This is a genomic window from Paenibacillus sp. Aloe-11, from assembly GCF_000245715.1.
GTDB classification, from domain to species: Bacteria; Bacillota; Bacilli; order Paenibacillales; family Paenibacillaceae; genus Paenibacillus; species Paenibacillus kribbensis.
Genome location: NZ_JH601082.1, coordinates 109363 through 128826, shown reverse-complemented (window position 1 = coordinate 128826; position 19464 = coordinate 109363). Strand labels below are relative to the sequence as shown.

General features: G+C 42.0%; 18 protein-coding genes and 1 pseudogene. 14 read left to right on the top strand and 5 right to left on the bottom strand.

Annotation, left to right across the window (positions count from 1 at the left end; translation table 11 throughout):
• Window positions 1-9: 9 nt before the first annotated feature.
• Window positions 10-1731 (bottom strand): cellulase family glycosylhydrolase, encoded by a 1722-nt coding sequence (locus tag WG8_RS25470; protein ID WP_007433186.1) that lies wholly within the window; start codon window positions 1729-1731, stop codon window positions 10-12.
• Window positions 1732-1959: 228 nt separating this feature from the next.
• Between WG8_RS25470 and WG8_RS25465 the strand changes: the two genes are divergently transcribed.
• The 4 genes from WG8_RS25465 to WG8_RS25455 all read left to right on the top strand — a co-directional run bounded on the left by WG8_RS25465 (window position 1960) and on the right by WG8_RS25455 (window position 4572).
• A complete protein-coding gene (locus WG8_RS25465) occupies window positions 1960-2724 on the top strand; it encodes a class I SAM-dependent methyltransferase (RefSeq protein WP_043891436.1) in 765 nt (254 codons plus the stop codon).
• 106 nt (window positions 2725-2830) lie between these two features.
• Window positions 2831-2998, top strand: coding sequence for a CxxH/CxxC protein (locus WG8_RS26915; RefSeq protein WP_007433184.1), 168 nt, complete (start codon window positions 2831-2833; stop codon window positions 2996-2998).
• A 122-nt stretch (window positions 2999-3120) separates the two neighbouring features.
• On the top strand, window positions 3121-4056 hold the full coding sequence (locus WG8_RS25460; protein ID WP_007433183.1) for a helix-turn-helix domain-containing protein: 936 nt from the start codon (window positions 3121-3123) through the stop codon (window positions 4054-4056).
• A 27-nt stretch (window positions 4057-4083) separates the two neighbouring features.
• Window positions 4084-4572: a DinB family protein gene (locus tag WG8_RS25455; protein WP_007433182.1), complete on the top strand. Its 489-nt coding sequence runs from the start codon at window positions 4084-4086 to the stop codon at window positions 4570-4572.
• 291 nt (window positions 4573-4863) lie between these two features.
• On the opposite strand, the gene WG8_RS25450 is transcribed toward WG8_RS25455, so the two are convergent.
• The gene (locus tag WG8_RS25450; RefSeq protein WP_007433181.1) at window positions 4864-7947 is read right to left on the bottom strand and encodes a hypothetical protein; all 3084 of its coding nucleotides are present in this window, start codon (window positions 7945-7947) and stop codon (window positions 4864-4866) included.
• 417 nt (window positions 7948-8364) lie between these two features.
• Between WG8_RS25450 and WG8_RS29640 the strand changes: the two are divergent.
• Window positions 8365-8622: pseudogene (locus WG8_RS29640) on the top strand (IS5/IS1182 family transposase); the annotation flags it as partial.
• A 251-nt stretch (window positions 8623-8873) separates the two neighbouring features.
• On the opposite strand, the gene WG8_RS25440 reads toward WG8_RS29640, so the two are convergent.
• Together WG8_RS25440 and WG8_RS25435 are read right to left on the bottom strand one after the other, a co-directional pair.
• The gene (locus WG8_RS25440) at window positions 8874-9218 is read right to left on the bottom strand and encodes a helix-turn-helix domain-containing protein (protein ID WP_007433179.1); all 345 of its coding nucleotides are present in this window, start codon (window positions 9216-9218) and stop codon (window positions 8874-8876) included.
• 67 nt (window positions 9219-9285) lie between these two features.
• On the bottom strand, window positions 9286-9627 hold the full coding sequence (locus WG8_RS25435) for a helix-turn-helix domain-containing protein (RefSeq protein WP_043891426.1): 342 nt from the start codon (window positions 9625-9627) through the stop codon (window positions 9286-9288).
• 165 nt (window positions 9628-9792) lie between these two features.
• On the opposite strand from WG8_RS25435, the gene WG8_RS25430 reads away from it, so the two are divergent.
• The 4 genes from WG8_RS25430 (at window position 9793) to WG8_RS25415 (ending at window position 14035) form a co-directional block, all read left to right on the top strand.
• The gene (locus tag WG8_RS25430) at window positions 9793-10644 is read left to right on the top strand and encodes a hypothetical protein (protein ID WP_007433178.1); all 852 of its coding nucleotides are present in this window, start codon (window positions 9793-9795) and stop codon (window positions 10642-10644) included.
• A gap of 161 nt (window positions 10645-10805) precedes the next feature.
• A complete protein-coding gene (gene rlmH, locus WG8_RS25425) occupies window positions 10806-11285 on the top strand; it encodes a 23S rRNA (pseudouridine(1915)-N(3))-methyltransferase RlmH (protein WP_043891425.1) in 480 nt (159 codons plus the stop codon).
• A 125-nt stretch (window positions 11286-11410) separates the two neighbouring features.
• A complete protein-coding gene (locus WG8_RS25420) occupies window positions 11411-12634 on the top strand; it encodes a protein kinase family protein (protein ID WP_007433176.1) in 1224 nt (407 codons plus the stop codon).
• 120 nt (window positions 12635-12754) lie between these two features.
• Window positions 12755-14035 (top strand): hypothetical protein, encoded by a 1281-nt coding sequence (locus tag WG8_RS25415; protein WP_052310884.1) that lies wholly within the window; start codon window positions 12755-12757, stop codon window positions 14033-14035.
• A 297-nt stretch (window positions 14036-14332) separates the two neighbouring features.
• Here WG8_RS25415 and WG8_RS25410 read toward each other — a convergent pair whose 3' ends face one another.
• Entirely contained in the window at window positions 14333-14572 is a 240-nt protein-coding gene (locus WG8_RS25410; RefSeq protein ID WP_007433175.1) for a hypothetical protein, read from the bottom strand.
• A gap of 183 nt (window positions 14573-14755) precedes the next feature.
• On the opposite strand from WG8_RS25410, the gene WG8_RS25405 reads away from it, so the two are divergent.
• The 5 genes from WG8_RS25405 to WG8_RS29255 all read left to right on the top strand — a co-directional run.
• Complete coding sequence (locus WG8_RS25405; protein WP_043891424.1) at window positions 14756-15799, top strand: toll/interleukin-1 receptor domain-containing protein; 1044 nt, start codon at window positions 14756-14758, stop codon at window positions 15797-15799.
• Between the two features lie 174 nt (window positions 15800-15973).
• On the top strand, window positions 15974-16525 hold the full coding sequence (locus WG8_RS25400) for a TIR domain-containing protein (protein WP_007433173.1): 552 nt from the start codon (window positions 15974-15976) through the stop codon (window positions 16523-16525).
• Window positions 16526-16542: 17 nt separating this feature from the next.
• On the top strand, window positions 16543-17373 hold the full coding sequence (locus WG8_RS25395) for a macro domain-containing protein (protein ID WP_007433172.1): 831 nt from the start codon (window positions 16543-16545) through the stop codon (window positions 17371-17373).
• Between the two features lie 445 nt (window positions 17374-17818).
• Window positions 17819-18307 (top strand): hypothetical protein, encoded by a 489-nt coding sequence (locus WG8_RS29260; RefSeq protein ID WP_232289172.1) that lies wholly within the window; start codon window positions 17819-17821, stop codon window positions 18305-18307.
• A gap of 242 nt (window positions 18308-18549) precedes the next feature.
• The coding region (locus tag WG8_RS29255) for a GTP-binding protein (protein ID WP_007433170.1) at window positions 18550-19464 on the top strand (915 nt) is incomplete at its 3' end.

Genomic DNA, 19464 nt, shown 5'->3' with positions numbered 1-19464 from the left:
TGTTTTAGGTTAAGATGCCTTTCCCGTCACACGGGTTCCGCTCTTGGTGATCTTGTATGTCACCACATCGCCGCTCCAGAAATGGAACTTCAGTGTGACTTCACCATCCTTCACGCTGTTAAAGAATTCAGGCAGCAGCTTGATGCCATTGGTATCATAGGCAGGAGTAAAGGTATTGCCAAACTCCTTATAGGATGTCCAATCCTGCGGACCGGCATTGCCGCCATTGGTATACACAGCCTCCATTGTGGCAAGCTGGCTGCCACGGAAGTCGGTTGGAATGGTAAAGGCTTGCGTAGTCCCCTCGGTAGCGCTTAATTTTGGTGTATCATACACGACTACTTTAAAATTCCAGTCTGCACCCTTGTTAAATTTGGCATTGATGACTGCATTCTCGCCATATTTGCCGGAAGTGATCAGGCTGGTAAGCAAGCTGGCCTTGAACGTTAATGTGTTACCGCTCAGCGTGTAGTCCGTGCCCTGTTTCAGTTGCTTGCTGTTGGCACTGAGTGTGCTCAGCTGATTGCCATTCAGGTTTAAGGTGACCTTGGCATCCTGAACGGAAGCGCCTTTCTTCAAGTGAATGAGGTCACTGGCTGCATTGGAGGAACGACCTTTCAGGCTGGCCCGGATGACGTTAAAGAGTTCAGGATCAGACCACTTGTACGTTGTCCGGTTAAAATGCTGGCCGTTATCCCAAAGTATGCCTGTTATTTTTTTCTCTTTCAAATAATAGGTCAAAAACTCGAAGAATTTCAGCTTTTCACCTTGTTCAATAACGCCTGTATTTTTATCGAAGCCGAGTAGACCGAATTCACCTACAATAACTGGAATACCTTTGGCTACAAAGGTGTTATAGACGTTATCAAAGGTTTGAGTAATATCGTTTTTGGTATCTTGATCAAAAGTAGTATGGCCCGCAATATTCACACTGAAAGGCCAATAACCATAATAGTGAACGGTGGCAATCAGGTTGGGATCTTTAAGCTTGGTCATCGTGTTGTACAGCTCATTGATTTTGTTTTGGGCAGGTGAAGTATCCAAGCCCGGCAGAACAAGTGGGCGAGTGGCATTGTTACCACCGGAGGCGCGGACAATTTTGTGGAAGGACACATTCAGTTCCTGGAGCATCTGGTTCGCTTTCGCTTCATCGGTTGTTCCGCCTTCGGTGAAACGGGGCTCGTTAATGCTTTCGAACATCAGCTTGTCCGGCTTATCTTTAAAGTGTTTGGCAATTTGTGTCCATATTGCGTTATAGCGAGCCAGCACTTCATCGTGCTTGGGCTCCATACTGCTTACCCACATCCATGAATCATGATGAACATTGATCATGACGTACAGATTGGCATCCAGCGCCCAGCGAACAACCTCATCCACACGGTTCATGTAGGCAGATTCAACAGTATAATTGGGTGCTGCTCCAATATGCTTATCCCAGGTGACGGGAATACGAATGCTTTTGTATCCTTGGGCAGCAATTTGCTGGATCAACGCCTGGGTAATGCGCGGATTGCCCCAGGATGTCTCATCTGCTCCGGTAGCATCCAGAGAATTTCCTAAATTCCATCCCGGCTGCATGGCTTCCACATACGATTGCATATTTCTTGTGGCGGCAGCTGGCTGTGCTTGTCCGTCAGATTCCGCAGCGGCGGCAACGGACGTGAACATAGATAATACTAGAGTAATGGCAAGAGTCAACGACAGCAATGAAACGGGTTTTCGTTTTAACATAATAGTCTCCTTTACATTTTTTTGAAAGCGCTTTCTGATGATATACTACCATACTATTCCATTATATAATACATATATAATTAATGGAAGAATCATGTTATAATTAGATATTTTATTATTGTAAGCGTTATCATTGCGAAAAGGTAAAAATGAGTGTAGAATCTATGGCCCTACGCGGAAATTAGAGTAGCGTGGATTAGCCAAGACAGGAGAAAGAAGGAGATGAATATGAATAAGTGGGATACCGAAGAGGCCATCCGACGCTGGGATATGCATGCAGAGAACTTTACCTCCAAGTACACTGAAGAAGGGGATCGCTCTCGCGAAGTACTGCTCAATCCTGCATTGCAACAATGTATGGGAACTCTCACGGGCCTAAAAGTGCTGGATGCCGGCTGTGGTGAAGGTTATCTGAGCCGGAAGATGGCCAAGGCGGGTGCGTTGGTGGAGGCTGTCGATTATTCGACAGAAATGCTGAAGCTTGCAAGAGAGCGGACACCGCCAGCATTGGGCATTACATATCACCACGGCAATCTGGAGAAGCTGGACCTGTTCAGAGATGAGAGCTTTGATCTGATCGTTTCGAATATGGTCATCCAGGATTTGGCCCATTATGAGCTGGCGATTGCCGAAATGCGGCGGCTGCTGGTGCCGGGAGGCCACTTTATTTTTTCGATTCTGCATCCGTGCTTTCTGACGCCGCAGAGTGGATGGGTGAAGGATGAGGCAGGGAAAAAGCTGTATTGGAAAGTGGATCGATATTTCAGCGAAGGCCCCTTGGAGCAGGCTATTCCCTATGATCAGGAGGAAAAGTTCTTGTATTTTCACCGCACGCTGGGTAGCTACGTACAGACCATTATTGGGGCGGGTTTGCTGTTGGAAGGGATGATCGAACCGAAGCCGTCTGCCGAAATGCTGGAGAGATATCCCCATTTCCGGGAAGACCTGAATGTCAGCCATTTTCTTATTTTCAACACCAAACGTCAGGCTTAGTAAGCAGGCCCTTTCCTTTCCGCGTCAAGTATGGTAGAACAAGAGAAGGCGGTTGAAACAGACACCTACAACAGGAAGAGCTTCAAACGGAAAGGGATGCAACTGAATGTACGTAGTATGTAAAGAGCATGTGGAACTGGCAATTGATATGTTCGTCGATGAATACGAGGATGCACCGGATGTCGTCGATCTCAAGGAAACGAAATTTTCGGATTGGGACCCTCCGGTGAAGTGCAAGGAATGTGAGAACAAAGCGGAATTTTTGGTCGTATAAAAAGGAGCACGGGCGTTTCGGGCAGAAACGTCCTTTTTGTATACCAGGATTTTTCCAACATCCTCATACATAGAGCTGCTATATTTATTCCCAGCACGTGCTGAGACAGGAGTGAACGATGGATGGACCCTTTGCTGCATTCACTATTTCGTCCGCTTCAAGTCAATGGGAGTGATCCCTCCGCAACCTATATCGAAAAAAAGCCGTCTGCTGCGCTAAGAGCTTACGTAGCTTGTTATTGGGAGTCCGGTCCGGCTGCCAGGGTGGTAGAGGGGAATCTAACAGCTTCGTGTGAAGACGCCACTTCATTAAGCTGGCTGGATGAAGCGGCGGTGGACCGGGTATTGCCTGATGGCTGTACGGATATTCTATTAGAATACAACCCGGTGACGAAGCGTCAGGAAATCTCGTACTGTGGGACGTTTACGCATCCATTCGTGTCTGCCAGACAGACGGGTGCCGAGACACGTATTTTTGCGGTGCGTTTTTTTCCGGGCGGGGCACATTATTTTCACGGCATGCCGATTCATTTGTTTACAGGTGGTAATTATCGCTTGGAAGAGATATGGCCCGAGAATGTCGAGATCATAGGTGAGCGTATTTTGGAGGCACGAGACTTTGATGAACGGGTGCGCATAATGGATGAGTATCTCAGCCAGCTTCTGCTGCAGCAAAGGACAAGCGATTGTGACCTGATGAAAAATCTGCTGCATCGTATTTTTGTGAGCGGTGGAAGCGTGGGGATCAAGGAGCTTGCCGAGCGCGAAGCGATCAGTGAGAGACAGCTTAACCGCAAGTTTGGGCAGTGGATCGGGATCAGTCCCAAAAAGTTCAGTGAAGTTGTCCGCTTCCAGAGTGTTTTGCACACAATTCAAAGCGGTGGGAGTCTGGATTGGACGGAGCTTGCGTTAAAGCATGGATTTTTCGATCAGGCACACCTGAGCCGAGACTTTCGCAGGTTTTATGGCGATTCCCCGCTTACTGCGGCCAAGGATTTTCGGAGATTGTCCGATTTTTACAATACACGCGCAGAGCCTTCGATTATACTCAAAACATGAAGAGAATGGCAAAGGAGAGAAGAGAACATGAGTGGAACGCTGCAAGTTCGGGATCATCTGCTGAATGAGCTGGAGACCGGAGTACGGACAGGGGAAGCCCTGATCCGCAAAATACGTCCAGAGGACTGGAGCTTTCGGCCGCAGGACAATTTCCGCTCGCTGCTGGAGTTAGTGCATCATTTTGTGCTTATTCCGGCGTCGGATCTTGCGATTATGCAGGAGAAGTCCGAGGGAGAAGTGGGAAGCATCGAAAACAGCCTGTCCGGGGTGGAAGATCCCGAGCGCTTGGCTGTGACTTTCAGAGAGAATTTTGAAGCCTATAAGGCTTACATTCTTTCGCTTAGTGAAGACGATTATTTGAATCGTTCGACGAAGGCCTTTTATATGGAGCATGGACATTTGCAGGTCCAATGGCAGATCGAGACCATGACACATGTATTCCATCACCGTTCGCAGATCTATAATTATTTGAAGCAATTGGGGCATGATGTGAGCTTTTTTATGTTGTATGCTTGAGTATTTTTTGGTGGAAAAATTTAAAGGCACCTGTGTGGTGCCTTTCAGAGTGTCGAGAAAGTCCGGTGGATTTTACGACACTTTATTTTTTATTTGGGGAGACCCAATTTTCAAAACAAAATTCGATTTAAAACGATCTGATGACCCACTTTATTTGAGAAAAACGACTATTTTAACCCTCTTCAAAAACAGGGGGGTTCTCGACAGTCTGAGTCTATTTAAAGACTACTTTTTTCGTGGACGCAAAAGCTCTCTTAATTAATAGTAGAAATCAAAAAAATTTATGGCAGGCTACTTTTTTAATAAAAACGTATAGGATGACTCATATTGCAATCCTAACGGATCAATGACAATTGTAGAGATAATATTTTTCCCAAGAACCAACTCATTGTATTGAATGTTTCTAAATAATAACATTCCTGGTTTATTATATGATGAACATTGTCTATACGGTTCTTTTATTATAAATGAGTGAGATGGGATGATTCGATTATTCAAATATACTGCATGGACAATTGGCCAGCCGATTTGCTGTGGGAGCAGACCAGGATAATGAATGGTCAGTTCAAGTTCTTCATCAGAACGTGAATTTCTCACTGGCTCTAAGGTAATAATCGGATTACTAAATCCATCAAGTAACCGATAGGCATTCCTCATAAGTCCTCGTAAATACTCCATTAAAGAACTAATTTGGTTCTGTTTCTCCGTCAGTTCTCTTTCTTTTTCAAAAATCGGCCCGACAAATGGAAACAATTGTCTAAAATATAAATAAAATAATTCAATGTCTATTTTTGTGAGTTCGTTCATCACTGCATCAACAATGTCTTGATTATTAGGGAGTTGAATGAATCCTAAACGAATTGTTCTATTTATTGTGATATCTGGTAATCCGGGTACTGGGTTATCAATTTTCCATGAAACGGGGATGTTTAAATCGAAACCAAGATTGATGGCTCGCAGTCTATTGGTTAGATGTTCCTGGAGCTGGCTGGTCACGATGTTCCTAAATGCACGGATGTCTGTTTGGTTGCGATAGGTATCAAGGACAGGTCCAGGGGTAAAGTTAATATTGTTTATCGCATCTGATACTGCTGGTAAAATAGACCTCTCTACTTCAGCACGCACGGCATTCGGCAGCTCTTTTTCAACAAGGCCCCGAATAAACGGAAAAAGCAATAGTAGTCCTAACGTATTCCTGGCCGTTAGAAGAAATAAATTAGTTAGCTGCTCTAATAAGGAATCACGAATAAGGGCTGAAAGGGCTTTACCAATCTTATTGAGATTTTCCTGGAAGATTGCAATCAGGCCTTGTATCTCAGCAACAATGAGACGAATCACAATCTCGGCGACTTTTTCTAGCAAAGGAATAGAAATTGTACTCAGCCCATTAAACAGAATTTCTGCCAGCTGCGATGCAATGTTCTCAATGTTATCCCGTTGAGGCACCCATTCAGGCCTCTTAAGTTCCTGGAGGAAATTTTGAACGCTGTACCCTTCCATTGGGGTGACGACAGATCTTAAATTATTAAAAATTTTTTCGTACTGATTTTGCGTGAAAGGCCCAACCCGCTCACTTAATTCCCTTAAAAAGAGTTGAAGTAATTCTCCAAGAAGCCCAAGGTCTTCGCCGCTCCCTCCCAGTGGTTTTAACACATCCATAATTCCTGAAATATTCTCACTTGTCTGTCTAATCGCATTCCCTACATACTGTTGAACCAGTTTTATGGATACTTCGATTAATCTAACCAAGTTTCGGCCGACTAAAGTTAACAGTACCGTTGAAAAAGCTTCCTGAACCTCTTCTTTGTTGAATCCCCCTTGAAAACCGTTCAATATTGACGGAAGAGCCACATTGCTGGCCAACTGTATAGCAGGAACCACAAAATTTTCAAATAAAATGACGATTTCTTGATTTCCGGCTAAATCGCTTTTTATCTGATCAATAATCGGCCCGGTCAGGTAACGGGAGACAAGAGCTTGGAGATTTGGAATCGCTCTTTGCAAGAATTCTGCCGGAGAAGCCCCTGGATTAAAAAATAACGCTTGTACAAGCTCGGTTATATCCCCATTAGGAGCGCTTATAATTCTAAGCAGTTCCGCCAACTCTTCCCTTTCACCAAGTAGCGTGTTCAAAGGATTTCGGATTAAAAAGGTGACGAGATTTTCAAATGTTAAAGAAGCATCCGACGCAAGGTTCAATTGAATATTAATCCATGATTCGATAGAAGGATGTGCTTGAGATACAAGAGCATCTGTATACGCAAACGTTGTTCCTTTTTCACCAACATGTGTGGTAACGACTTCCGCTAAATAGGTAGCTCCCCAAGCAACTGCAAGTGCCTGCTGCCATTGCCCGCGAGCTGTTTCATCCGTCAACGCCGCTATCACATTTTCACCAGCAGGTATTAACTCCTTATTCCATACCTCAAGCGGGACAAAAAGAGTGTCCAATGTATTTCTTGAGAGTATATTAAGAAAATTGTTGATTTCTGGTGTTCCATTTCCAGCTAAGGTTGGAAAAAGATCTTTCGTATAGTAGCTAAATTGGTGAAACAAAAACCGCTGCAGCTCCTGGGTAATGACATTCATGGCAAGTTCCTTTAACTGGTCATCACTTAAGGCATTAGGTCCAGCTAATCCCTGGCCAATCTCATATGAAATCCGGGCTCCTATCTTCAAAGCTGCAGTAAGGACGTGAACACCTGTTATTTCCCTGGCTTCTCGAAGGATTTCATCAGCGAAGACATCAGTCAGCTTTATCACTAGCCGTCGGGGGTTGATGATATCCATATTCATAATGACACGGTAGCCGCCGCCTGCGACATATCCATAACCATAATCAAATACCATTTGAAAACTAGGTTTCGGTACTTCCTCGGTCGCTACCAAAGCTCCGGTCAGCGCCATATTTGCATAAGCCATAATCGAAAAAGCTGCTTGAGCATACAATCCGCCTTCAAGCTCAATTTCGTCAAGGAAAATATCCATCATCTTGCCAAACAGCCCTGATATTTGCGGGTCTGCATTTAATGCATCAATGAGGTCACGCCCTCTGACATCCAATCTCAATCCAATTCCGGCAGCGAGACTGAGGATGGCTCTAAGTCTTAATCCAAGCCCGGCTTCATTAAATAAATTAAGAGGCGATTGTGCTTGTGCTTGCAGGGCCGCTTCAGCCGTAACATTGGCAAAGAAATTAAAATTCTTCAATTCCGACACAAGTTTAGCATAAGCATAAGCCTCTAATTCAAGATTAAACCCACGCCTTGTACTCAAATCTGTTGTAACAACTTTATTACCCTTAATCTCAGACCATGGTCTAACACCCTCCGCTGAGCTATCAAAAATTCTTTTATCAAGTTCGATAGGCGACAATAAGATCATCTCCTTTGTAGGAATTCCATTGTTAAATATATGGGGTGCTAGGGTTACTATTCCTTAAAATAAAACTAAGGCTTTAATAAAAACGTATATAATGATTCAAACTGTAGACGATTTCGATAATGATAATCGTCGTTAAGATTGTATTTTTCATGGATAAGAAATAAGCTGCTTCTGATAATGCTTGATGAAATTGTACTACAGGTGATCTCTCACCGAATGGTGGGCGGACGTGTTCTCATAACCAATTCAACACACGTCAAGGCTAATGCCAATCAACATCAGTACACCAAAGAGCAAGTATTGCAGAATACCAAAGACTATATGGACGGGCTTAACGAAGCGGTAAAGGAGGAGCGGAGAAAACACGGAAAAAAGCGTTACAATCCTGAGAGGAAGTGAACGAAGAAAAAGAAATTAAAAGTGAGCAAAACAGATCCGGACAGTGGCTATATGATGCGTGATGGCAAGCCCAAAGGCTTCTTTTATCTGAGCCACACCGTACAGTGGATATGAAGTACAATGTGATTACTTATGTGCATATGACACTGGGGAATGTACATGATTCCGCCCCCTATTTGTCCCGTTTAGACTGCTAGAGAGAGCGTTTTGATTTTCAAGTAGAAGCAGTTGAGCTAAATTCAGGTTATTTAACGACGCCGATTTGCCGTGATTGCTCACTGAAGATTCCATCCCAGACAAGGACGTTTACGAAATGGAAGTTTGGATGCCAAACGCAATGTGTATATGTGCCCGGCAAACAAGAATTGCCCTATCTAACGACAGACCGTAAGGAATACCGGCAGTGATGTAAAGAAAAAAGAAACCCACTTCAAAAAAAGATGGGCTTCTCGACAATCTGAAAGGTATCTATGAGAATTTTTATGTTGTGTTCCATTCTAGGTGGAAGGTGGAATGACTTACTCGAACGCGCGTGAAACTTCTTTATTGACTCGTCTGAGAATCCCGATTTGCTTTTCATTCAATCTGCTGGTCAACGCAACAAACTCATCTATCGCCTCTTGCCGAATAGTTTCGTCTTTATTCACATGCTCTTTTGAAAACATCAATTCACTGATAGACACGTTTAAGGCGGTTAACACCTTCTCTAAGGTATCAATCGAAAAGTTTCTTTCTCCTCTTTCTAATGCACCAATATATCTATAGTCCAAGCTTGCGATGTCAGCCAGCTTTTGCTGTGTAAGTCCCTTTGCATTTCGAAGAGCCCGGATTCTGATACCCATTTGCTTGCGTAATTCTGTCATATAACCACCTCATAACAAGCTTATGGAAGATGAAGTATAAAAGTCAGGTAGAAAGGAAATAGTTCAATTAACTTTTTTGTTGTAACTCAATTAAGCCAATAATGTTTTTTGTTATAGTAGTAAGAATTTCAAGCTCTGCGGTTTCTCTTGAATTTATTAGTAACATAAGTTTATTTATGATTTCTTTTCGATCAGTAGTTTCATCGAATTGGAAAAGTTCAAAGGCTGGAACTTGTAACGCTAAAATTATTTTTTCCAACGTCTCCAATGAAATATTTCGATCCCCACGTTCTACTCCGCCAATATAACTGTAATGAAGTCCTGCGGCTTCTGCCAGTTGTTCCTGTGTCCATCCTTTAGCCTTTCTTAGCTCCCGTATCCGATTTCCGACACTTTCTGGTAAACTCATGTAATCACCTCCACTTAAGGTTAGAAGAGGACAGATTATCGTTACAGACCATCTTATGCAAAATAAAAACATCGAAAACAGTACTTTTAAGTACTTTTTATATTGACCATCTTTCTTATTTTCTATACAATTGGATGTAAATGGGAATATAAGGAGAGACTATTCTTGAGAACTTCTATCCTAAAATCACTGAAACCGGACATCATTGTTGAAATGTTGAAGATGGCTGTGGCTTTTGAGAATTGGAAAAAGGTGATAGAGACGGCGGATATTTTGTACCAATGTGTACAGAGTATCTATGAAGAACGGCAGTATCATAAAGCGATGAAATTACCCATCCCGCATGTGCAATTAGAGCGTCCGTTGGTATATTATTTTGGACTCAGTCATCTGATGTGTGGAATGGCTCACCAGAACCAGGGTGCATATGGGCAGGCAAGGGAGTACATTTATAAGTATGCTGAGCTGGGTTGGATGGAGGATTTAGAAGAAGAAGGCATGCAGGTTGTCGAGGAATTCAGGTTTTTAGCCAAGACTAATTTATATGCAGTAGATATTTTGTCTGGAAATATAGAGCTGATCGAGGAATATGTAGCCTTTTTGCAGGATAATCTAGAGGAAATATTACCGGGGCTCAATACCATATTACAGGCAGCGCTTATGTATCATTTGGATGTAGGAGATATTTTACATACGTTTGCAGAGCAGATTAATGAATTCGGGAGTTACGAAGACATAGAGAACGTATCTTACTATTATAGCTACTGCTATCATTTAGCTTTGTACTATCGGAAGTACGATAGATTACAGGAAGCAGTAGGGCTTACTGTGGAGGCGATGAACTTAGCCGATCGGTCGGGTAATGACGGTCATTTTAAGAGATGTACGGCATTGTTCGAATCACTGCGTGAGTGGGCGACAGTGGAACAAATCGGCGAATATCGGCAGATTCTAATGCAGTGTCTTGATGAGTACGAAACTGATAGGGATAGCATCATGAAGAAAGTAAATCAATGATTGGATATGATCTGAATAGAGAATATGCTTGTAACGGAGAGGAAATAGATAGGTAAGAGATGAAATCAGGTGCTACAATAGCCATGTTAAAGGTATCTCTCATGTTAGGGACCGTAAATACAATTTTACATTATCATTCGACATAGATAGGGGTAGGGAATTTGTTAATTCAACTTATAGGTGTGGGAAAGTTAAAAGAGAAGTATTTGGTCATGGGAATTCAGGAATATGCTAAACGGCTGGGCCCGTACATTAAGTTTCAAATGATCGAAGTAGCCGATGAGAAGGCTCCTGACACTCTGAGCGATGCGGAAGTTCGACAGGTCAAGGAGCGAGAGGGAGAGCGCATCCTTGCTCAAGTAAAAAGTGAAGCACATGTCATTGTGCTTGCCATCGATGGCAAGCTCTGGAGTTCTGAGGAGCTTGCTGAGGAATTGGATAAGCTCGGCACCTACGGTACAAGCCATGTCGTCTTCGTCATCGGCGGTAGCCACGGACTCTCTGACGAAGTCCTACGTCGCGCCCAGCAGAAGCTGAGCTTCGGAAGGATGACCTTGCCTCATCAGTTGATGCGATTGGTGCTGGTGGAACAGATTTATCGGGCGGTGAAGATTAATCGGGGTGAACCGTATCATAAATAACGGCAAGTTTTTTGTTACGAACGTGGTTATAGGTAATCAAAGAAGTAACCTCTGTTAATTAGATATGGTAAAATGAGGATATTTGACACTGGTTGCTTTTATACGACTTTAGCTAGGGGGTAAATATGGCTGTTCCTGTGTATGAAATTGACGAGTATTTACGTGTACAAACCCGAAAGATCAATGCTCAGTTCTCTAACATGAAAGATGCATCTGCATTATATGATGACTACTATGAAAACATTGAGAATGATGACCTTAAACAAGTTTTCCCACTGTTTCATGCCATGTTAAATAATTTATTTTCCTTCATGAATCAGAAGCTTTCACCTGGATATGGTGGACATTTCAATGCAGACCCTAGCCGGGAATTAATTGATGTGATTGAAGCTTTTCAGAAGCTTCAGGCAAATTTGAAGAAATCACCGATTGCTTTTGATTTGGATCCATATTATGTGGAGTTAATAGGTAGATGTAGTGCCTTTTTGAGTAAGAGCGGGGGCAGCACTATTCCCTCTGATTTTCCAATGATTGAACTGATTGAGCATCGAGCTATATTTATAATGATGAACGTCGTCGAAGTTAAGCGTCCATTCAATAAAGAAGTCTTTCAAACCAAGCTAATCGGCGGTGGGTCATATGCTCAGGTATTTAAATACAAAGACCCGTATTATAATCGTTGGTTTGCCCTAAAGCGTGCCAAAACTAATTTAACGGCCAAGGAATTACAGAGATTTAAGAATGAGTACGAGATTACACGTAAATTTAATTCGCCTTACATTATTGAAGCCTATAACTACAACGATGAGAAGCATGAATATACCCTTGAGTATGCTAATGGAGGAACGCTTGCTGATTACATTCGCGACAATAACACTAAGTTGGATATGCAAGATCGGCTTAAGCTTATTGGTCAGCTTTTCAACGCTTTCATCTACATCCATGAGAAGGAAATATTGCACCGAGACATTAGCTACCACAATATTCTGATTCATCACTTCGATCAAACGTGGACTGTACTCAAGATAGCGGATTTTGGTCTAGTAAAAATCCCAGAAAGCTCATTAACGAGTATAGATTCGAGTGTGAAAGGCTCACTAAACGATCCTGACTTAACAAAGGTGGGATTCGCAAACTACGAAGTGAGGCATGAGATATACGCTCTCACTCAGGTCGTAAACTTTTTGCTTTGTGGGAAGAAGCATGGAAATGGACTTTACGGGAAGAGCCAGGCGGTTAAGGAATTTCTTTTAAAGGGTTTGGCTGCAAATATTGATGAACGCTTTATTTCTGTTGAGGAAATGGTAAATGCCTTTCAAAGTGTAAAGCACGAGTTATTAAAGTTGTAAGGCAGTAGAGTATTTTGAGGACATCATAAATAAAGGTCAATATTTTAGCGAATGTAGGCATTTATGATCTGTTACCTGTTAAAAGTCATTAGGCTAACTGTTAATGAGGAGCGTAACCGAATGGAAGATGAACGTATTAAACAAGGACTATACAGTCTTTCTATTGCGACAAATGCAAGTGAAGTTTTTGAAGCTTGGGTAATGATGGGGGAGTCAACGGAAGGTAAGTCATCAATTATCTCTTTAGACAACTATCACAAAAGTGTATATCCTACTGAGTTGAATAAATTAATCAACAATATCGATAGCCACTTCATTCCTTACTTTGAGACGGACAAGCTATACTTTATTGATGACGAGTTATTGAATGAAACCTTTAATAACGGGGAAAAGGACACCATATTTGGTCTTGACTACTCAATAATGCTGGATACAAATTATGCTAGCTATATACATAATTTTGTAAGTAGAGATTATTCGACTTTAAATAATGAGATATTTACCACAATTGACCTACTCATCAGGAATAATTTTAATTATGATCATATTTTTTATATGATAGAAAACTATAAGAATTCGTTTGTAAATATAGAAGGTGAGGATGAAAAGACCAAAAGGGATAAAAAGGCCAAGTTATACCTTAATTTGGTCAGCCTCGAACTTTTCAAGAGCATTAATAGAGAAGAATATATTAAAACAGGAAAGTTGCAATATGGGATTACAGAAAATGAAGCACAATTGCAAGCCGATCAAATCTTTAATGGAATTTTCAATTCTGCTTATGCACAAGAAGGGATGGATTATTTCTTAAGAATACAGAGGTATATGGTACTATTCATAATAGGGGTAATGCAGATTAAGTTTGAATCAAAAACAACTGTACATAAGAAAGTTCAGAAGCTCTTTGAGTTTTTAACTAATATTGTTGGTGTGTATTTTGATAGAGAGTTTGTTATTGCTCATAAGTATTTCACTACACAAAACGATGTTAAAATTCTCAATAAAATCAATAAAGGGATGAACCCTAAAAAAGTGCTTCAATTTATTGAAAATATAGCCTGGGATTTCTCTGTACCTAGGATGATGGAGCGACAGCTTATAAATGGCGGACATGGACGTTACTTCATTCCTTTTTTTCTAAGTAATGATCAAAACTTAAGAGAGTTACTACGACTTTTTAAAGTCAAAGGCATTATGTACAGTAGGTCAAATGACTTTTTTGTTCCATTTACTAAAATTGTTACCCAAGAATATTTTGAAGCGCATAACTGCAATGTGGAGACTTACTTTACGAAAGAAGCACTTGCCCGTAGGGCAGCAACATTTGAGAATAACAAAGATAGCCTTCCGCAGATTATCGAAAGAGAATTTGAAAAGTTGGTAGGAATATTGGGCTCATAGGTATTGTACGCCGTCAGCGTCGGGATCTCGAACCAACCACAAATGACATTACACTGATCCAAACAAAAGCATTGTTGCTTACAAGAAGGTAAGCATGAAAAGTCCATCCCTCCAGGATGGACTTTCTCAAAACTTGCCGTTACAGACAACGCGGTGAACCGTATCACAAATAGGGCGAAATAGCTGATAGCGCTTCAGCCTTCCCTTTAGACTTTAAAGATGCAATTTAGAGACATCCAATGTATAGCCCAATTCGCTTGAAAGCCTAGCGATTTCTTGGGAATCGCTCTCAGATACTTATCTAATCAAATAACAACACCCTCTCGATTTATTGATTTCTTCTAATACTGGTATATTTACAAAGTTGTACATCATACTCATCGCCATATATCGACAGATTGAAAGACTGATCGTTTTTCCTCGTTGGAAGAGCACATACAGGATCGTGTTGGTGGTCCCTTCGCAAGTGCAGACACGCTTAACGAGCCGGTCTTCTTGTACGACCAGCTTTTCGTAGGCATCCATATTAGGGGGCATTTTTTCACCTCCTGAGAGCAGATTTTTGATCGTTGGCTCTCATGTTTATTTTTTTCACAGACATAAAGAAATATAAGAAGATTCAAGAGCACTTGATCTAGTTTTTTGCATTGAGTAGGTGTTAATATAAGAAGGTAAAATTTGTTTTCTGCTCTTAATTCTACAAACAAGGAGAAGGAATTTATGGCCATGTTTTTCATAAGTCATTCCTCAAAGGATGCTACTATAGTAAGAAATCTCATGGATTTACTTCAAAACCAGTTCAACCTTTCGCGAAGTGATTTCTTCTTAACTTCTGACGAAGAGCTAACTTACGGAGGAGATTGGGTAGAGCAGATTCGAAAAGGTATGGAAGAATGCAAAATAATTCTGCCGTTTATAACTCCCAACTACTTACAAAGCCAATTTTGTTTATGTGAGTTAGGGGCTACTTGGGTAAATAAGCAAGCAATTATACCTTTAGTGGTACCTCCGATGGATTATAGGGCACTATCCGAAACCCCATACCGTACTAATTTACAGACAATTACTCTTTCAAGCATTGAGGACTTGAGTAAGCTAGCTCAAGCCATTGTAGATCGTGGATTGAACTCTCCTAATATGGTGCGTTTTGGAACGAGGGCGAAAGAATTTTACGAGGATAAACTTCTCTCATTTATCAAAGCGACAGAAGAATTGAAACCACTCACAGATGCTGATTTCGTTACGCTAAAAAATGATCTGGCTACTTACAAGGAAGCGTATTTAGAAATGGAAGTAGAATTAGAGAAGTTTAGAAAGCAGAATGAGCAACTTAGAATAATGAAAGATGCAGAAGAAGTTAAAGAAATGGACTATGCTGAGATGAGCGAATGGGATACCTTCATGGAAAAAGTAGAGTCCGTTAAAATTAAACTTGATCCTTTACCGGCACTGGTAGTTAGCATCATATATAATGCTCGTCGTTCAGGCTATGAGGGTTTTACCAGCAGCGAAGATAGGTCGGAGTTGATTACTTATGAGAGCGACGGCTACATTAAATGGGAAGCAGGATGGGAACCTGATTATGAACATCCTAGTATTTCCAAGGCAAACGATGCCTTAGACCAATTAGCTGTTTATATTGGCGATATAGGGCCGGCTATCGAGGAAAGATTTGAAACAGAGTATGAATCTGTACGGATGAGTCTGATCTACCGACCGTTTTGGGAGAAGGTATTGGGACAAAGAATACAAATTTCGACATAAATTGATTTAGAGTCTGTGCTTATGCAGACTCTTTTTACTTTTCGTTACCGGAACATCCAACGAGGGGAGAAATATATTACAAGTAGTACAAATAGAGTAAGCAGTATCAGGAGATATATGGTAAGATGTCTCCATATGAAGAAGCAAATAATGTTTATAATGGGGGAATAGATCATGGAAAATCGAACTGGAACCTATGTTGCTTTTGATGGTTTAGGAGAGGCAGACCCTACAAAGTCTGACTTCAAATACTATGCCACTCTTCAAGCATGGAATGCGAATAAAAACATCCAGTTTTCGCTGACTAACAGTCACGAGAAAACGGATGCGGTACGTGATACAAGTAAACGGGCAACATTGTATGCACGCATTCAGGAACGGCTTAGAGCATCGAAAAACATGCTCGTCATTCTTACGAGTAAGACTCGTTATACCGGAAGTGCTTTATCTTATGAGATCGAGCAGGCCATAGACACGTACAGAATTCCGCTTATTGTCGCTTACCCTGAATTCTCATCTATTTTGTATGTGGATAGCCACAGTGGCATTTGGCCAAAGGCACTTAAAGACCGTATAAATGATACGGGTATAGAAGCAATACATATCCCTTTCGCTAAAGAGTGCATTTTAAATGCTATCACACGTTTTCATGTGAATGGTGAGCATCTTAGTAGTGGTAAGAATCATTACAAACGCGAAACGCAAATCAAATGGGGCCTAATTTAATAAAGGAGAAGATGTGAATGAAAGTCCCATTTTTCGATAAAAAGATACTACATATATTCTATGGCTTTCTAAACGCGATAAGCGTAATCACCTCTATTGTGTTTCTTTTCGTTGAAATAGACCCTAAAATCAAGATGGTCATTGGTGGAGGAGCACTGGCATTGTTGGTCCTTGTTTACATCGGAATCTGGGCCCATGCCAATATGCGTCGCAGCATCAAACTAACGATTAACACTTCAGAGATTGAGGTAAAGTTCGGTGATATATTTTCTGAGGAGGCTGATCTGAAAGCGATCGCTTTTAATGAATATTTTGACACACTGGTAGACGAGAAAGTCATCTCAAGCAGTTCACTCAACGGAATATATATTAAAAAATTCTATCAGGGAAATACCGCTGTTTTAGACGAAATTATCTCTTCTGACCCCCACTTGCCAGAAATGATTGTCTACGAAAATGCAGGCAGAACTGTCGGGAAGAAGACTAGATATAGGCTTGGAACAATCTGCACGGTAGACGATTATCTCCTTACGGCGTTCTCACGTTTCGATGATAGAAACAAAGCATATCTCGAGATGAACGACTATATAAACTGCCTGTTGAATTTCTGGAATGAGATAGACAGAGTCTATGCCGGTAGAACAGTTGCCTTGCCTGTTTTGGGATCTGGGATCACTCGCTTTAGAGGATACGAAAATATATTGGATCAAGAATTGCTTGAACTCATTATATGGACATTTAAAGTGAGCCGTATAAAATTCACATTTCCTTCCAAGGTGAAAATCGTGGTCTGGCAGAAAAAACAAGAAAAGATAAATCTACTCGCTCTGAAGGACTTGGAATCGTGAAAGTAAATATACAGAACTGGTCAAATTGTAATGACCAACTTCTGATGGAGAAGTGGGGCTTTTCCGGGCAAAAGAAACGCCCCTTCCGTTATATTGTTTGCGGAGGGGGCTGCACTTAAAAAATGCTTCTCAGTCTCCTCGTTGAAGGAGAGTTCAACGCTGTTGACACGCTTTTTGTTGTCCAGCGTAATCTTCTTTACGATCAAGGTGCAGGAGAGTTTTGCGTTGCTGAAAAGGGGAATGATGCAGCAAGGCATCGAAGTTTGTCATCAAGGACTTCACAAGCTCATAGGGTACAGGGTCGCCTTGATCATCTCAAAGTTCTAATTCCAGCTTTGACTTGTGGGTAAGTTCGGTATCCAGCTCCTTGTTTAATACACTCAGGCGCTCAGAAAATATTTCGCGATCAATATCGTCTATTTCATATAAAACAGATGAAGTAGGTTTGATAGAGCAACTGTATTCTAAAATGAAAAATATTGCCCTACGAAATAAGACTCTGTATGGTTTAATCCGGTGCAGGAATTTGGAACTGAAGGATTTCTTTCAGAAAGCCTATAAAAAAGAACGATATTTGGACATGAGACTGCTCTCGATCCATGGATTATCACATTATGCCTCAGAAGAAGAAATCGAAAAGGTCATGGACCATTTTCTTAAGATCTTGATAAAGAGACCGGAGAATACCCCCTATAACTACCAAGAATATGAGTTTTTAAGATCTGCCTTCGGGCTGCCTCTACTAATTAAAAAATACGGATATCCCTGTTTTGAAAAAGCACTTCAACAAGTCGAGAAACAGTATCAGGATATGCCGGAAGCATTTAGGGGGCATTTTACCTTTGATGAAAACGGAAGGGCAGTTCAATTGAGAAGTCCAAACGAAACAAAACAAATGATTGAACGCTTTTTCGCATCACAGAACCGTTACTAATCAGCCGGACAAGGAGGTAATTCGTTATCACTCATCACAGTCAGATAAGCCCAATCTTCTCCGATTCTAATCGGACTGTTCCTATCCGCTTTAATTTTTTCAACAGATTCATCAAACTGTTGTTTTTATCCTCTGTCTATGAAAAAAGACCCTCTCTCAAAACCAACTTCTACCCACTCTCCCGATTTCTATGCTTTAATAAAATGAGCAGTATCAACAAGAAGCGTTGAAAGTGGGATTCTATGAAGCGACTAACGATTGGCCTGTTCGCCCATGTGGATGCAGGTAAGACAACTTTTGCGGAACAGCTGCTGTACCATACGAACAGTATCCAGTCGCGGGGACGGGTGGATCATCAGGATGCGTTTCTGGACAGCCACGACATCGAGCGGGCAAGGGGTATTACGGTGTTCGCAGATCAGGCGGTAATAGGATATAAAGGAGATAGCTATTATTTAATAGACACGCCCGGACACGTCGATTTCTCCCCAGAGATGGAGCGGGCGATTCAGGTCATTGATTATGCCATCCTGATTGTAAGCGCAGTTGAAGGTGTCCAGGGCCATACTGAGACGGTCTGGCAGCTGCTGCGCAAGCATCGGATTCCGACGTTCTTCTTTATCAACAAGACGGATCGGATCGGCGCGGATGCAGGCAGAACCGAGGCGGATATTCGTCAGCAGTTGACGGAGGAAGTATGCTGCATTACACAGAGCTTCGCTGACGGCATAGTCGGCGAGCCGCTGCGGGAGGCCATGGCGGAGCGGGACGAAGCCTTGCTGGAAGCATTCTTGGAGGGGAGAGAGGCTTCTGGCTTCTGGCTGAAGGCCTTGCAGAGGATGATAGCGGCTGGTCTTCTCTTCCCCTGTGCTTACGGCTCTGCGCTTCAGGATACAGGCGTCATTGAATTTCTGGATCAGCTGCATCTGCTGACGACAACCACTTATGACGAGAATGCTTCGTTCCAGGGGCGGGCTTATAAAATTCGGCACGATGCAGGCGGAGCGAGACTCACGTTCATTAAGGCGCTGGGTGGTCGGCTAAAGGTGAGAGAACAGCTTAGTTACGAGAGCGGCGGGGTTCAATATGACGAAAAAGTTACGCGGCTCTTCTTGTTTAACGGCCTTAAATCGCAGCCGATGGAACAAGTGGAAGGC